Below are 14,946 nucleotides of genomic sequence, written 5' to 3' on the forward strand. Positions count from 1 at the left end.
CTCCGGTGGGGGCGGGGGGGCTGCGCGGGGCCCCCCCCCCCCCCCGGGGGGGGGGGGGGTGGGGGGCCCCCCCCCCCCCCCCCCCCCCCCCCCCCACGCCGGGTGTCACTTCAGGCCGGTGGCTTCCGCGGCGGCGGGGTCGGAGTCGGCGAGGAAGGTCCGGCAGCGGTCGTACTCCTCGGTCTCGCCGATCTTCCCGGCGGCCTTGCCGAGCACGGCGAGGGCACGCAGGAAGCCCTGGTTCGGGCGGTGCGACCACGGCACCGGGCCGAAGCCCTTCCAGCCGGCACGGCGCAGCTGGTCGAGACCCCGGTGGTAACCGGTGCGGGCGTACGCGTACGCGGCGACGGTCTCACCCGCGTCGAAGGCCTTCTCGGCCAGCGAAGCCCAGGCCTCGCTGTAGTCGGGGTGTTCGGCCGCAACGGCCGCCGGGTCGTTCCCGGCGTCGAGCGCGGCCTGGGCGGCGGTGTGCTCGGGCAGCAGCGTCGGCTCGGGGCCGAGCAGGTTGTGCGTCATGCCGCCCATTGTGCCCACGCGCCCGGATCAGAAGAACAGGCCCGCGAGAACCCCGCCGCCGGCCAGCACCAGCGCGGCGATCAGGACAGCTGCCACAACTCGTTTCGGCATCATGGCGGCACACCATGCCAAGTCCCGCAGCCCGGAAGCAAATCGTCCACCCGTAGGGGTGAACCCCGATTTTGGCGTCGTTTGCCACGGTCTTGGCCCGCTCGTGACCATGACCGGCCATGATGTCGGCATGGCCAAGGCAGTCGACGTCCCCGTCGTGGACGTGATCCCGCGCAGCCCCGTCGCCAAGACGCGGCTGTTCTTCACGCGGCACTGGCACCGCGGCGCCCCCGGGCAGCCGACGCCGGAGTGGGTGCTGCGGTTCTGCTACGGGATGTGGCTGGCGGCGTTCGGGTTCAAGCTGGTCGGCTCGTCGTGGGACATGTCGTGGCACTTCATGTGGCTGCGTGACGACCTGGCCCCGCCGCACCTGATCAACACTGTCGGCACGGTGATCATCGTGGTGCTGGTGGCGATCCACAGCTACACGGGTCTCGGCGCCGACAAGACGTCACTCCGGCTGATGCAGATCGGCCTGCTGACGTTCCTGATCGCGGCGCCGCTCGACGTCATCAACCACCGCGTCAACGGCCTCGACCTGACCGCGTGGAGCCCGTCCCACATGATGCTCTACCTGGGCACGGGCATCATGCAGGCGGGCGTGCTGCTCGGCTGGCTCCGGTCCGCGCCGCCCGGGCGCTTCCGCACCGGCGTGCTGCTCGCGCTGTGGGCGTTCTTCCTGGAGAACACGTTCTTCCCGAACGGCCAGCAGGAGTACGGCATCCTCGGCCTCCGCGCCTGGGAGCGCGGCGCCCCGGAGGCCGAGCCGACGCTGCTCTCGTTCGCGGCGAACCAGATCGGCCACCCGGTCGACCGGACCGCGATCCTGCACTTCACGATGCCGATTCCCGAGTGGGTGTACCCGGTGTGGGGCATCGGCGTGATGGCGCTGATCCTGGCCCTGGCCCGCCGCACGCTGGGTTTCCGCTGGTCGGCTTCCGCGGTGGCGCTGGCGTACATCGCCTACCGCGGCGTGATGTGGCCGCTGCTGCTCGGCATGGGCTTCCCGGTGTCGACGATCCCGTTCTACCTGCTTTTTGTGGGTCTCGCCGTGGACCTGGCGTTCGTCATCGGACGTGGTCACGGGCTTTTGACGGCCGGCGTGGGGGCATTGCTCGTCACCGCGTTCGGGTATGGGGCGCTTTGGGTGCAGTCGCAGTTCCGGCCGTGGGTGCTGGGTGACGCGCACACGGAGTCCGCACCGCCGGTGGCGTACTGGACGGCTTTGGTGGTGCTGGGCGGGGTGTTCGCGCTCTGGGCAGCAGCCGGCCCGGCGACGCGGCGGTGGACCGCTCGACGAACGGTTTCCGAAGCAGTCTGAACACGACGAAGGGGCCGCCACGGAAACCGTGGCGGCCCCTTCGTGTCCGGCTACTTGACCTTCGTCCCAGCCGAGCCGAGGGCCTGGCAGGCCTCGACCACACGCTGAGCCATCCCGGCTTCAGCGGCCTTCAGGTACGAACGCGGGTCGTAGACCTTCTTGTTGCCGACCTCGCCGTCGATCTTCAGGACGCCGTCGTAGTTCTTGAAGAAGTGGTCGACGATCGGGCGCGTGAACGCGTACTGCGTGTCGGTGTCGACGTTCATCTTCACCACGCCGTACGACACCGCCTCGCGGATCTCCTCCGGCAGCGAGCCCGAGCCGCCGTGGAAGACCAGCTCGAACGGCTTTGCGCCGGCGTCGAGGCCGAGCTTCTTCGCCGCCGCCTCCTGGCCGCCCTTCAGCACGTCCGGGCGCAGCTTCACGTTGCCCGGCTTGTAGACGCCGTGGACGTTGCCGAAGGTCGCCGCCAGCAGGTAGCGGCCCTTGTCGCCGGAGCCGAGCGCGTCGATCGTCTTCAGGAAGTCGCCCTCGGCGGTGTACAGCTTCTCGTTGATCTCCGCCTCGACGCCGTCCTCTTCGCCACCGACAACGCCGATCTCGACCTCGAGGATGATCTTGGCGGCCGCCGTCTTGGCGAGCAGCTCCGCGGCGATCTCGAGGTTCTCGTCGAGGTCGATCGCCGAGCCGTCCCACATGTGGGACTGGAACAGCGGGTTCTGGCCGTTCTTGACGCGCTCGGCCGAGATCTCGATCAGCGGGCGGACAAAACCGTCCAGCTTGTCCTTCGGGCAGTGGTCGGTGTGCAGCGCGACGTTGACGTCGTACTTCGCCGCCACGACCTGGGCGAACTCCGCGAGCGCGGCCGCGCCGGTCACCATGTCCTTGACCTTCTGGCCGGACGCGAACTCCGCACCGCCGGTGGAGAACTGGATGATCCCGTCGCTCTCCGCCTCGGCGAACCCGCGGATGGCGGCGTTCACGGTCTCGGACGAGGTCACGTTGATGGCCGGGTAGGCGAACTCGTTCGCCTTCGCCCGGTCGAGCATCTCCGCGTAGACCTCGGGGGTCGCGATGGGCATCGGTATTCCTCCTTGGCAGGGATGGGTCCCGACCGCATCGTACGAGGTGTACCGCCGCCGCACACCGGTCCCCGCGCGGAAACTTCCGCGCACGTGGAATCGGTTCAGAACGATCCCGCCCGGCCGCCGGGCGAACCGGCGGCCGGACGGAGATCACACGCTCAGCGCAGCTCCGAAGCCAGCGCGCGGTACGCGGGCCACGGGTCCTCGTTCAGCACCTGGACGACCACCTGGTCCGCCCCCGCCTCGAGGTGGGCCGAAAGCCCGCTGGCGATCGTCGAAGCATCACCGTGCAAGGCCAGTGCGTCGATCAGGTGGTCACTGCCCTCACCCTCGAGGTCCTCGTCCGTGAAGCCGAGTTTCCGCAGGTTGGCGACGTAGTTCGACAGCCCGAGGTAGTACTTGACCGTGTTGCGGCCGATCGCGCGGGCCTCGGCGACGTCGGTCGAAAGCACGACCTTGTGCTCCGGGGCCAGCAGCTTGCCCGCGCCGAGGATCTCGCGCGTGCTGCGGGTGTGCTCCGGCGTGGTCAGGTACGGGTGCGCGCCCGCCGTGCGCTCGCCCGACAACGCCACCACCTTCGGGCCGAGCGCCGCCAGCGCGCGGCCGCCGACCGGGACGCCCGCCGCGTCGAGGCCGTCGAGGTAGTCGACCAGGGCCGCGTACGGCTTCTTGTACTCCTTCGTCGCTTCGCGGTGGCCCGCGCCGACACCGAGCAGGAAGCGGTCCGGGTACTTCGCCGCGATGCGCTCGTACACCTTCGCGATCGACGCCGGTTCGTCCTGCCAGATGTTCACGATGCCGGTCGCGATGACCAGCGAGTCCGTCGCCGCGAGGAGGCCGTCCACGGAGGCGAGGTCGTCGACACCGGGCGAGCCGCCCAGCCAGATCGCCCCGTAGCCGAGCTTCTCCGCCTCCGCCGCGAACTTCGCGTCGACGTTTGCGTGGTACCGCCAGATTCCGAGCTTGCCCAGTTCGATAGCCATGGAACACTCCAACGCGTGAGACGGCGATTTTCCTCCCGGCCTCCACAAACTAACGTCGAAGGCATGACCAAGCTGGGCAACACCGACCTCGACGTGTACGGACTCAACCTCGGCGGCAATGTCTTCGGCTGGACGGCGGACGAGGCGCAGTCCTTCGCCGTGCTGGACGCCTACACCGCGGCCGGCGGCAACTTCGTGGACTCCGCCGACCTCTACGGCGGGGGCGGCGGCTCCGAGGAGATCCTCGGCAACTGGCTCGCCGCGCGCGACAACCGGGACGACGTCGTCGTCGCGACCAAGGTCGGCATGTGGGACGGCCGGCCGGGGCTCTCGGCGAAGAACATCCAGGCCGCGGCCGAGGACTCGCTGCGCCGCCTGAAGACCGACCACATCGACCTCTACTACGCACACCGGGACGACCCGGACACCCCGCTCGAAGAGACGCTGGAAGCGTTCGACGCGCTGGTCCGCGCGGGCAAGGTGCGCCACCTCGGCGCGTCCAACTACAGCGCCGAGCGGCTCGCCGAAGCACTGTCCATTTCGGACCGGAACGGCCTGGCGCGGTTCGCCGTGCTGCAGCCGCACTACAACCTCGTCGAGCGCGACTACGAGCGTGACCTCGCCCCGCTCGTCGAGCGGGAAGGCCTGGCGACGCTGCCGTACTTCGCCCTCGCGAAGGGGTTCCTCACCGGCAAGTACCGCACGAAGGACGAACCGGGCGACAGCCCGCGTGCCGCCCGCGCATCGTCCTATTTGGACGCCAGCGGCGAGCGTGTGCTCGCCGCGCTCGACGAGGTGGCGGCCGCGCACGGCGTTTCGGTCGCCACGGTGTCGCTCGCCTGGCTGCGCCGGCAGCCGACGGTCGCCGCGCCGATCGCCAGCGCCCGGACACCCGAGCAGCTCACCGACCTCATCGCGTCGGTGACGCTCGACCTGACCGACGCCGAAGTCACCGCATTGAGCGAAGCCTGAACCTACTATCGGGTAGCTTACTGGCAGTAAGTTGAGGTACGGTGCCCTCCAGATAGCGACGTGCGACGTCCAGGAGGGCACCGTGGCCAACCCGTTTTCGCTGCTGAGCGGCACCAAGAAGGTCGACGGCAAGGTCGTCCTGATCACCGGCGCCGCCCGCGGCATCGGGGCCGGGCTGGCCGAGCGGCTCGCCGCCCGCGGCGCGAAGGTCGCCCTCGTCGGCCTCGAAGCCGAGGAGCAGCAGAAGGTCGCCGACCGGATCGGGCCGAACGCGAAGTCCTGGGAAGCCGACGTCACCAGCTGGGACGCGCTCGAGCGAGCCACCGCTGACGTCGTCGAGCACTTCGGCGGCATCGACATCGTCATCGCCAACGCCGGCATCGCCACCGCGGGCTTCGTCCGCTCGGTCGACCGGGCCGCGTTCGAGAAGGTCATCGAGGTCGACCTGCTCGGCGTCTGGCGCACGTTCCGCGTCACGCTCCCGCACGTCATCAACCGCAAGGGTTACCTGCTGGCGATCTCGAGCCTCGCCGCGATCACGCACGCGCCGGGCATGGCGAACTACTCCGCCGCGAAGGCCGGCGTCGAGGCGTTCTCCAACAGCCTGCGCGCCGAAGTCGCGCACCTCGGTGTCAAGGTCGGCGTCGCGCACCCGACGTGGATCCGCACCGACCTGGTCGAAAGCGCCGACGCGCACCCGGTGTTCGGCAAGCTCCGCGCGTCGATGCCCGGCCTGATCGGCAGGACCTACCCGCTGGACGTCGCGCTGGACAACCTCGAGGCGGGCATCCTCAAGCGCGCCCGGACGATCCACGTGCCGCGCTGGGTCGGCGGGCTCAAGCTGCTCCGCGCGTTCCTCCCGCCGATCATCGAAATCGGCTCCCGCAGCCGGGTACCTTCGGCGGACAAGGCCGCGCTGGCCGACATCGAGGCGCGCGGCGCGTTCGAGTCGGCGGTCACCGGGCACGGCGGCCGCGCGGCGACGACCAAGTCGTAGGGAGCTGCGGATGTCGCGTCGGGACCAGATCCGGATGACCGAGGACGAGGTGCGCGCGTACCTCGACGAGCAGAAGGTCATCAACGTCGCCAGCGTCGGCCCGAACGGCCGCCCGCACCTCGCGCCGCTCTGGTACTTCCCGCACGAGGACGGCGTCGCGACCTGGACGTACGGCACCTCGCAGAAGGCGAAGAACCTGCGGCGGCTGCCGGAGGCGACCGCGCTGATCGAAGACGGCGACAGCTACGAGAAGCTCCGCGGCATCTCGCTCGAGGCCGACGTCCAGATCATCGAGGACACCGCGGAAGTCACCCGGATGGGGATCACGCTCATGCAGCGGTACGCGGGTGCCAAGCCCGGTGACCCCGTACCGTCCGAGCTGAGCGCCTTCATCGCAGGTCAGGCCCCGAAACGCATCGGGCTGATCTTCCACCCGACGAAGGTCGTCAGCTGGGACCACACGAAGCTCGGCGGGACGTACTAGTCGGTAGGTAGTACTTCCAAGTAACTGTTACCTGAGGTAACGTCATCTGGGCACATCCTCGACGCAGCGGAGGCCGAGACAGATGACCGAGCGGTTCAAGGTCGTGATCGTGGGCACCGGGTTCTCCGGGCTCGGCCAGGCGATCCAGCTCGAAAAGGCCGGCATCCGGGACTACGTGATCCTGGAGAAGGCCACCGAGGTGGGCGGCACCTGGCGCGACAACTCGTACCCGGGGTGCGCGTGCGACGTGCAGTCGCACATGTACTCGTTCTCGTACGAGCAGAACCCGGACTGGTCACGGTCGTTCTCGCCGCAGCCGGAGATCTTCGACTACCTCAAGGGTGTCGCGGACAAGTACCGGCTGCGCGAGAAGATCCGGTTCGGCGTCGAGCTGACCGGCGCCCACTGGGACGAGCAGGAGCGCCGCTGGACGGCGACCACGAAGGACGGCCGCGAGTTCGTCGCGCAGTTCCTCGTCTCCGGCGTCGGCGGCCTGCACATCCCGCAGGTCCCCGAGCTGCCCGGGATCGCGAAGTTCAAGGGCCAGACCTGGCACTCCGCCCAGTGGAACCACGAATACGACCTGCGCGGCAAGCGCGTCGCCGTCGTCGGTACCGGTGCCAGCGCCGTCCAGTTCGTTCCGAAGATCGCTCCCGAAGTCGCCGAGCTGACGCTCTTCCAGCGCACGCCGCCGTGGATCATGCCGAAGCCCGACCACGCAATGCCGTCGTGGGCGCAGACGCTGTTCAAGCGGGTCCCCGGCACCCAGCGCCTCTACCGCAACGCGCTGTACTGGCTCCTCGAAGCGCGCGCCATCGGCTTCAACGGCCACCCGGCGATCATGAAGGCCGGCGAGCTGATCGCCAAGCGCAACATCGCGAAGGGCATCACCGACCGCGCGCTGCGCAAGAAGGTCACGCCCGGCTACACGATGGGCTGCAAGCGCGTCCTGATCTCCAACGACTACTACCCGGCGCTGGACCGGCCGAACGTCGACGTGAACACCGCCGGGATCAAGGAGGTCAAGGCGCACTCGATCGTCGATGCTGCCGGAGTCGAGCACGAGGTCGACGCGATCGTCTACGGCACCGGCTTCAAGGTCACCGACGCGCTGGAGTACCTCGACATCACCGGGGTCGACGGCCGCAACCTCGCCAAGGAGTGGGCCGCCGAGGGGATGCAGACCCACAAGGGCATCACCGTCTCCGGCTTCCCGAACCTGTTCTTCCTGCTCGGCCCGAACACCGCGCTGGGCCACAACTCCGTCGTGTTCATGATCGAGTCGCAGTCCCGGTACGTCGTCGACGCGATCAAGCTGGCCGACTCCCGCGGCGCCGCGGCGGTCGACGTCCGGCCCGGGGTGCAGGACAAGTTCCAGCAGGACATCCAGGACAAGCTGGTCAAGGGCGTCTGGACGCAGGGCGGCTGCAAGAGCTGGTACCTCGACGCGAAGGGTGTCAACCGGACGATCTGGCCCGGCTTCACCTGGCGCTATTGGCTGGAGACGCGGAAGGTGGACCCGGCCGACTACGAGCTGAGCGGCCGGGCGTCATGACCGTCGAAGAGCCCGAGCAGCTCGTCCTGCACGCCCGGGACGTCAAGTTCGACTGGGCCGCGCTGCCGATGCACTGGATCCCCGGTGAACCGCAGGTCACGCACACCATCAACGTCCTGCACCTGGCACTGCCCGAGGGCGAACGCTGGTTCGTCGAGGTGTTCAAGCAGGCCGTGCCGCTGATCCGCGACGAGCGGCTCAAGGCGGACGTCCTCGGCTTCATCGGCCAGGAGGCGGTGCACGCCGACGCCCACGACGGCGCGGCGGCCCACCTCGAGGCCGCCGGTGTCCGCGTGCGGCCGTACATCGCGCAGATGGAGTGGCTGTTCCGGAAGCTGCTCGGCGACCGCGACCTGACCGGCCAAGCCGCCGAAGAATGGCTGGTCGAACGGCTCGGGATCGTCGCCGCGATCGAGCACTACACGGCGTTCCTCGGCCAGTGGGTGCTCGACGCGCCCCTGGAGCGGGCGGGCGCCGACCCGGTGATGCTCGACCTGCTGCGCTGGCACGGCGCCGAGGAGGTCGAGCACCGGTCCGTCGCGTTCGACCTGTTCATGCACCTCGACGGGCGGTACACGCGCCGGGTGCGCAGCATGGCGGCGGTGACGCCGGTGCTGGCCTGGGTGTTCCTCCGCGGCACGCGGTACCTGATGCGCAACGACCCGACCCGCCCGGGCCGCGCGTCGCTGCGGGGCTATCGCCGGGCGGCGAAGCGGGGGCTGCTGCCGACCGGGCGTCAGCTGCTGCGCGAGATCCGGCCGTACTTCCGGAAGTCGTACCACCCGACGGAGACCGGGAACACCGAGCAGGCGGTGGCGTACCTGGCGAGCTCACCCGCCGCGCGAGCCGCGGAGTGACGCTCGGCCGGCCGACCCGGCTCGACGGCAGCAACCGGACCGACCGCCTGATGTCCACTTTGGTCGGTGTGGTGGGTGTTTACCGCCGGATGTCGCAGTTCAGCGGGAAACGGCGGCCGCCGGTGCGCGCGGTGGACCGGAACCTGCCGCTCGTCATCGAAACCGTCGAACCCGAGGCCGAGGACGTCGTCAGCCTGCGCCTGGCGAACGGCGGCCCGCTGCCGGGCTGGCGGCCGGGCGCGCACGTCGACCTCGTCCTGCCGTCCGGCCTGGTCCGGCAGTACTCGCTGTGCGGCGACCCGTCCGAAAAGGACCATTACCGCATTGCCGTGCGGAAGATCGGCGTCGCGTCGGCCGAGGTCCACGCGCTCACACCGGGCACGCGGGTCACCGTGCGCGGCCCGCGGACGGCGTTCCCGTTTGTCGGCGAGGGCCCGTTCCTGTTCATCGCGGGCGGCATCGGGATCACGCCGATCCTGCCGATGGTGCACCGCGCGACGGCCCTCGGCGCGGACTGGCGGCTGGTCTACACCGGCCGCAGCCGCGCGTCGATGCCGTTCCTCGGCGAACTGCCGGACGACGACCGCGTGTGGATCCGGCCGGACACCGAGTACGGCATCCCCGCGTCCGGCGCCGAGCTCCTCGAAGACGTCCCGGACGGCGCCTCGGTGTACTGCTGCGGCCCGGTGCCGATGATCACCGGCGTCCGCGTCGACCTGGCGCTGACCGGCGCGAAAGCCGTCCACTTCGAGCGGTTCGCCCCGCCACCCATCGTCGACGGCGAGCCGTTCCAGCTGACTCTTCGCAGGTCAGGGCAAGTATTGGCGGTCCCGGGCCACCGCTCGGCCCTCGACGTCCTGCTCGAGGAACGACCCGGCACGGCGTACTCGTGCCGCCAGGGTTTCTGCGGGACCTGCACGGTGCCGGCGGCCGGCGGCGGGTCGATGCGGCTGTGCGTCGACCGCGGCACCGCCATGCTCGACCTATGACGCGTCGGGCACCCAGGCGCCGATGACCGGCTTGAACTCGCGGATGGTCCGTTCGGCGACCACGCCCTCCAGGAAGTACGGGTCCTGGTCGATGGTCTCCTTCAGGTGCGCTTCGTCGTCGGCCTGGTAGAGCGTGATGCCGCCGGAGCCGTCGCCGAGCGGGCCGGCGACCACCACGCGGCCCTGACCGGCCAGGTTCCGCAGGAACTCGCGGTGCCGGGGCCGGACCTCCGGCATCTTCTCCTGGACGTAGGTGATTTCGACGAGGTACCAGGCCATGTGGATCTCCGGGGTCGGGCAGGGGCGGGACGGGACCGACGCTACCGGGCCGTCGCCCGTGTCCCAGCATCCGATCAGTGGCAGTGGGAGGCCAACCCGATAGGCTGGGCGTGCGTCAGTAGCTGTGTGAGCGCTGTGAATACCGTGAACCTGCTGACGCGGCACACCGTGCCCGCTCCCACCCGGGACGACCGGCACGGCCGGACCGGGGTCGAGGACAGGCAGGGGTTCATGCTCGAGGGCAATGCGGAACGCAGTGTCGAGGCAACCCTCGGCCAGCTGCGGGTCATGGACGGTCCGGCCCCGGTGCAGACGCCGGCGCCGCTGACCCTCGAAGACCTCTACCGCCAGCACCGCATGCGGCTGGTCCGGCTGGCGATTCTGCTGGTGGACGAGCCCGCGACCGCGGAAGACGTGGTGCAGGAGGCCTTCACCGGCCTGCATCGCAACTGGGGCCGGCTGCGTGACGCCGCGGCCGCGGTCGGTTACCTGCGCACGGCGGTGGTCAACGGGTCGCGCAGCGTGCTGCGCCGCCGCAAGACCGCCCGGGAGTACGTGCCGCCGCACGCCGTCAACGCGCGGTCCGCCGAGAGCCTCGCGATGCTCTCCAGCGAGCACCAGGCCGTGGTCAGCGCGCTGTCCAAGCTGCCGCCCCGCCAGCGCGAGGTGCTGGTGCTGCGTTACTACGGTGGGCTGAGCGAGGCCGAAATCTCTGAGGCCGCAGGCATCTCCAAGGGTACCGTTAAGTCGACCGCCAGCCGGGCGCTCGAGGCACTCCAGAAGGCCATGCAGACACCACAGTGACCCGGGTGGACCATTCCGATCACTGAGTCGTATCACCATGCTTGGTCCAGACCAATATATGCTGGGGTGCGTGAGAGGCGCCGGAGATTTCGTGATCATGGGCGGCCGGGTCGCCGCCCCGGACCGTGTACTCGACGACGGCTGGGTAGCCGTCTCCGACGGGCGGATCGCCGGCGTGGGTTCGGGGACCCCGCCGTCCGGCGAGCACGTGGACGTCGGCGGGGCACTGGTCGTGCCTGGGTTCGTCGACACCCACTGCCACGGCGGGGGAGGTGCTTCGTTCACCTCCCTCGATCCCGAGGAGCTCCTGACGGCGGTGCGAGCGCACCGCCGTCACGGCACCACGACCATGCTCGCTAGCCTGGTTTCCGATCCGGTGGACATCCTGCGTGAGCAGGTGGCCGCGCTGCGTGAGCTCGCCCAGGACGGCGAGGTCGCGGGCATCCACCTGGAAGGGCCGTTCATCTCGAAGGCCCGCTGCGGGGCGCACGACCCGGAGACGCTGCTCGAGCCGGACACCGGCACGGTCGAGAAGCTCCTGCGCGCGGGCCAGGGCGCGATCCGGATGGTCACCATCGCGCCGGAGCTGCACGGCGGCGTAAAGGCCGTCCGGCAGCTGGCCGAGTCGGGTGTCATCGCCGCCATCGGGCACACCGACGGTGTCGAGGAGCAGCTGCTGCCGGCCATCGACGCGGGCGCGACCGTCGCGACCCACCTGTTCAACGGCATGCGGCCGCTGCACCACCGCGAGCCCGGCCCGGTCGGGGCGCTGCTGGACGACGAGCGCATCACCATCGAGCTCATCTGCGACCTGGTGCACCTGCACCCGACCGTGGTGCGGCTGGCCGCGAAGCACGCGGGCCGCAACCGGACGGTGCTCATCACCGACGCGATGTCGGCCACCGACGCCGCCGACGGCCGCTACACGCTGGGCCGGCTCGAGGTCGACGTGCACGACGGTGTCGCCACGCTCGCGGACAACGGTTCGCTGGCCGGCAGCACCCTGACGATGGACACCGCCTTCCGCAACCTCGTCCGGGGTGCCAAACTCGGCATCCTCGACGCGGTGCACGCGACGTCGCAACGCCCCGCCGAACTGCTCGGCATCGCCGGCCACACCGGGATGCTCTGCCCCGGCTACGCGGCCGACATCGTGGTCCTCGACCAGGACCTGCGGCCGGCGAAGGTGCTGCGCCGGGGTGAATGGGTCGCCGAGGTGGGTACGGCTACCTTGAGTACGTAACTCCGGATTCGAGAGACGGACGGGCGGGATGAGCGAGCCGAAGGACCCCGAGCAGCTGCTGGCGGACGCCCTTCGCGCGCAAGCCGTCTTCGCCCCGCAGGCGTCACCGCCTGCGTCGTCGCCGACCCCGGCCCGGGAACCCGAGCCGGGCACCGACGCCGTCCCGACCAGCGCGATCAACGAGCTGCCGTCGGCCTACGGGCTGCTCTCGGGTGCCGGCGCGGGCTCGCTGGAGCGCGAGCGGGCCGCCCTCGACGCGGCCACCGCCGACGCCGCCACGACGTTCACCCCGCGTCCGGAGCCGCCGACCGTCCGGCAGGCCACCAGCGGCGGCGCGCAGCTCCCCGCGTACTGGATCCTCATGCTGGCGGTGCTCCTGGGCCTCGCCGCGGGGTCCGTGGTGGGCCTGCTGACGCTGGTCTGACCGGGTCTCAGTAACGACTCAGGGTGACCCTGTACCGTTTTTGAGGTGATTCTCGCCCAGAGCACGGTCAACACGATGTCCCTGCTGCCGTCATGGCTCGACCCGCAGCACCTGCTGAGCGGCCTGACCACGCCGGTCATCGCGGTGCTCTGCCTGATCATCTTCGTCGAGAGCAGCATCTTCCCGGTGCTGCCCGGTGACTCACTGCTGTTCACGGCCGGCCTGTTCATCGCGAACGGCACCCTCGACGCGCCGTTGTGGCTGGTCTGCGTCCTGGTGACGGCCGCGGCGCTGCTCGGCAACGTGGTCGGTTACTACATCGGCTACTTCGTCGGGCCCAAGCTGTTCAACCGGCCGGATTCGAAGATCTTCAAGCAGGAGTACGTCGACAAGACGCACGAGTTCCTGGAGAAGCACGGCCCCAAGGCGGTCGTGCTGGCCCGGTTCGTGCCGTTCGTCCGGACGTTCATCACCTGGATCGCCGGCATCGGCCGCATGGACCCGAAGCGCTACTTCACGTACACGGTGATCGGCGGCATCCTCTGGGCCGCGGGCATCACGGTGCTCGGCTCCCTGCTCGGCGGCGTCTCGTTCATCGCGAACAACGTCGACGCGATCTTCGTGCTGATCGTGCTCATCTCGGTGGTGCCGATCGTGCTGGAGTACCTGAAGGCGCGGCGCGAGAAGAAGGCCGCCCTGTCGTCGGCGGACCCCGAGGTCACGCAGCGCATTCCGCGCATCAAGGACTGACTCGTTCTGAACACGGCGAAGGGCCCGCACCGGTCGGCGGTGGGGGCCCTTCGCCGTTCCGGGCCGCCCGAAACTGTCGTACCCCCGCGGTAACGTGAAAACAGGGGGCCCCAAGGGGGGACCCCCGGTCGCGCGGATCAGGTCATCGAGAACATCGACCCGGGGTTGAACAGGTTCTCCGGGTCCAGGGCCTGCTTGATCTGCCGGTGCACCCGCAGCCCGATCGGCCCGATCTCCCGCTCCAGCCACTCGCGCTTGATCTTGCCCACCCCGTGCTCGCCGGTCACCGTGCCGCCGAGGGACAGGCCGATCTCGAGGATCTCGTCGAACGCGCGCTGGGCGCGGGCGAACTCGTCCGGGTCGTCGGGCTGGTAGACGATCGTGGGGTGCATGTTGCCGTCGCCGGCGTGGCCGACCACGGCGATGCGCAGGCCGACCTCTTCGCTGACCTTCTCGCAGCCGCGGATGAGCTCGGCGATGCGGGTGCGCGGGACGCAGACGTCGTCGGTGAGCCAGAGGCCGTACGTCTCCAGCGCGGTCAGCACGACCCGGCGGGCCTGCAGCAGCATCCGGCCCTCTTCGAGGTCCTCGGTCGTGTAGGCGAGGTCGGCGCCGCAGTCGACGCAGATCTGCTCGAGGGCGGCCAGCTCGCGGCGGGCGACCTCACCGCCGGCGTCGGACTGGCCGAGCAGCAGGGCCTGGCAGTTCGAGCCCGCGCCGAGGTCGGTCTTGAGGTAGGTCTCGGACGCCTTGATCGACGACGCGTCCATGATCTCCAGCAGCGACGGCACAAGCCCTTCGCGGACGACACGGGCGACAGCCTCGCCGGCGGCTTCGGTGGTGGTGAAGCCCGCGACGAACGTCGCCGGCGCCTGCGGCAGCGGCTTGAGCTGCACGGTTGCCTGCGTGATGACGCCGAGCGTGCCCTCGCTGCCGACGAACAGCCGCGCGAGGTCGTACCCGGCGACACCCTTCACCGTCCGGCGGCCGGTCTTCAGCAGCGACCCGTCCGCCAGGACGACCTCGAGGCCGAGGACCGAGTCGGTCGTGACGCCGTACTTCACGCAGCAGAGGCCGCCGGCGTTGGTGGAGAGGTTGCCGCCGATGGTGCACCAGTCGTAGCTGGACGGGTCCGGCGGATAGAACAGGCCGTGCTTCTCGACGGCATTGCGGAAGTCGAGGTTGACCACCCCGGGCTGCACGACGGCGAGCCGGTTGCCGGGGTCGATCTCGACGATCTGGTCGAGCTTGGTCAGCGCCAGCATGACGCAGCCGTCGATCGCGTTGGCGGCGCCGGACAGGCCACTGCCGGCGCCGCGCGGCACGATCGGCACCTTGGCTTCGGCACACGCCTTGACGGCGGCCTGCACCTCCTCGACGTTCGACGGCAGCACCACGGCGAGCGGCTTGCCCGACGGCGCGAGCGGCATCATGTCGCGCGCGTAGGAAGCGGTGACGTCGGAGTCGGTGAGCACGGCGTTCTTGCCGAGGAGGTCGCGGAGCCGGGTGACCAAAGCTTCGTTGCTCATGACTTCATGGTAAGCCCGGGTAGTCCGCACTGCGGAAGTTTTGTTTC

The 14,946-nt window shown here is 69.9% G+C and carries 16 protein-coding genes; 11 read left to right on the plus strand and 5 right to left on the minus strand.

Translation table 11 applies throughout. From position 1 onward, the window contains the following. Window positions 1-105: 105 nt before the first annotated feature. The gene (locus ACIA5G_RS07840) at window positions 106-516 is read right to left on the minus strand and encodes a DUF3151 domain-containing protein (RefSeq protein WP_395921423.1); all 411 of its coding nucleotides are present in this window, start codon (window positions 514-516) and stop codon (window positions 106-108) included. Between the two features lie 241 nt (window positions 517-757). Here ACIA5G_RS07840 and ACIA5G_RS07845 point away from each other — a divergent pair, with 241 nt between their 5' ends. Then, window positions 758-1,948, plus strand: coding sequence for a hypothetical protein (locus ACIA5G_RS07845; RefSeq protein ID WP_395921425.1), 1,191 nt, complete (start codon window positions 758-760; stop codon window positions 1,946-1,948). 50 nt (window positions 1,949-1,998) lie between these two features. Here the strand turns inward: ACIA5G_RS07845 and fbaA are convergent, their stop codons facing one another. Both fbaA and ACIA5G_RS07855 read right to left on the minus strand, forming a co-directional pair. Then, window positions 1,999-3,030, minus strand: coding sequence for a class II fructose-bisphosphate aldolase (gene fbaA / locus ACIA5G_RS07850; protein ID WP_395921426.1), 1,032 nt, complete (start codon window positions 3,028-3,030; stop codon window positions 1,999-2,001). Window positions 3,031-3,191: 161 nt separating this feature from the next. Then, window positions 3,192-4,016: an LLM class F420-dependent oxidoreductase gene (locus ACIA5G_RS07855; protein WP_395921427.1), complete on the minus strand. Its 825-nt coding sequence runs from the start codon at window positions 4,014-4,016 to the stop codon at window positions 3,192-3,194. A gap of 63 nt (window positions 4,017-4,079) precedes the next feature. Between ACIA5G_RS07855 and ACIA5G_RS07860 the strand changes: the two genes are divergently transcribed. From ACIA5G_RS07860 to ACIA5G_RS07885, 6 genes are all read left to right on the plus strand, one after another. Next, window positions 4,080-4,988 carry an aldo/keto reductase gene (locus ACIA5G_RS07860; protein WP_395921429.1) on the plus strand — a complete coding sequence of 303 codons (909 nt, stop codon included), beginning with the start codon at window positions 4,080-4,082 and terminating at the stop codon, window positions 4,986-4,988. A gap of 82 nt (window positions 4,989-5,070) precedes the next feature. Further along, the gene (locus tag ACIA5G_RS07865) at window positions 5,071-5,985 is read left to right on the plus strand and encodes an SDR family oxidoreductase (RefSeq protein WP_395921430.1); all 915 of its coding nucleotides are present in this window, start codon (window positions 5,071-5,073) and stop codon (window positions 5,983-5,985) included. Between the two features lie 10 nt (window positions 5,986-5,995). Further along, window positions 5,996-6,469, plus strand: a complete 474-nt coding sequence (locus ACIA5G_RS07870; protein WP_395921432.1) for a pyridoxamine 5'-phosphate oxidase family protein — start codon at window positions 5,996-5,998, stop codon at window positions 6,467-6,469. 82 nt (window positions 6,470-6,551) lie between these two features. After that, the gene (locus ACIA5G_RS07875; protein ID WP_395921434.1) at window positions 6,552-8,024 is read left to right on the plus strand and encodes a flavin-containing monooxygenase; all 1,473 of its coding nucleotides are present in this window, start codon (window positions 6,552-6,554) and stop codon (window positions 8,022-8,024) included. Further along, window positions 8,021-8,881: a metal-dependent hydrolase gene (locus ACIA5G_RS07880; RefSeq protein WP_395921436.1), complete on the plus strand. Its 861-nt coding sequence runs from the start codon at window positions 8,021-8,023 to the stop codon at window positions 8,879-8,881. The genes ACIA5G_RS07875 and ACIA5G_RS07880 overlap by 4 nt, the downstream gene beginning before the upstream one ends. 50 nt (window positions 8,882-8,931) lie before the next feature. Continuing rightward, window positions 8,932-9,870: a PDR/VanB family oxidoreductase gene (locus ACIA5G_RS07885; protein WP_395921949.1), complete on the plus strand. Its 939-nt coding sequence runs from the start codon at window positions 8,932-8,934 to the stop codon at window positions 9,868-9,870. Here ACIA5G_RS07885 and ACIA5G_RS07890 read toward each other — a convergent pair. Then, window positions 9,865-10,149 (minus strand): YciI family protein, encoded by a 285-nt coding sequence (locus ACIA5G_RS07890; protein ID WP_395921437.1) that lies wholly within the window; start codon window positions 10,147-10,149, stop codon window positions 9,865-9,867. The two genes, ACIA5G_RS07885 and ACIA5G_RS07890, sit on opposite strands and share 6 nt — an antisense overlap. A 231-nt stretch (window positions 10,150-10,380) precedes the next feature. Between ACIA5G_RS07890 and ACIA5G_RS07895 the strand changes: the two genes are divergently transcribed. The 4 genes from ACIA5G_RS07895 to ACIA5G_RS07910 all read left to right on the plus strand — a co-directional run bounded on the left by ACIA5G_RS07895 (window position 10,381) and on the right by ACIA5G_RS07910 (window position 13,370). Next, window positions 10,381-10,953, plus strand: coding sequence for a SigE family RNA polymerase sigma factor (locus ACIA5G_RS07895; RefSeq protein ID WP_395921951.1), 573 nt, complete (start codon window positions 10,381-10,383; stop codon window positions 10,951-10,953). 91 nt (window positions 10,954-11,044) lie between these two features. Next, the gene (gene nagA, locus ACIA5G_RS07900) at window positions 11,045-12,196 is read left to right on the plus strand and encodes an N-acetylglucosamine-6-phosphate deacetylase (protein ID WP_395921952.1); all 1,152 of its coding nucleotides are present in this window, start codon (window positions 11,045-11,047) and stop codon (window positions 12,194-12,196) included. A 28-nt stretch (window positions 12,197-12,224) separates the two neighbouring features. Next, window positions 12,225-12,620, plus strand: coding sequence for a hypothetical protein (locus ACIA5G_RS07905; protein WP_395921438.1), 396 nt, complete (start codon window positions 12,225-12,227; stop codon window positions 12,618-12,620). 45 nt (window positions 12,621-12,665) lie between these two features. Beyond that, the gene (locus ACIA5G_RS07910; RefSeq protein ID WP_395921440.1) at window positions 12,666-13,370 is read left to right on the plus strand and encodes a DedA family protein; all 705 of its coding nucleotides are present in this window, start codon (window positions 12,666-12,668) and stop codon (window positions 13,368-13,370) included. Between the two features lie 137 nt (window positions 13,371-13,507). Here ACIA5G_RS07910 and ACIA5G_RS07915 read toward each other — a convergent pair whose 3' ends face one another. Next, entirely contained in the window at window positions 13,508-14,899 is a 1,392-nt protein-coding gene (locus ACIA5G_RS07915; RefSeq protein ID WP_395921441.1) for an FAD-binding oxidoreductase, read from the minus strand. Window positions 14,900-14,946: the final 47 nt, after the last annotated feature.

This window comes from Amycolatopsis sp. NPDC051758 (genome assembly GCF_044453095.1).
In the GTDB taxonomy this organism is placed as follows: domain Bacteria; phylum Actinomycetota; class Actinomycetes; order Mycobacteriales; family Pseudonocardiaceae; genus Amycolatopsis.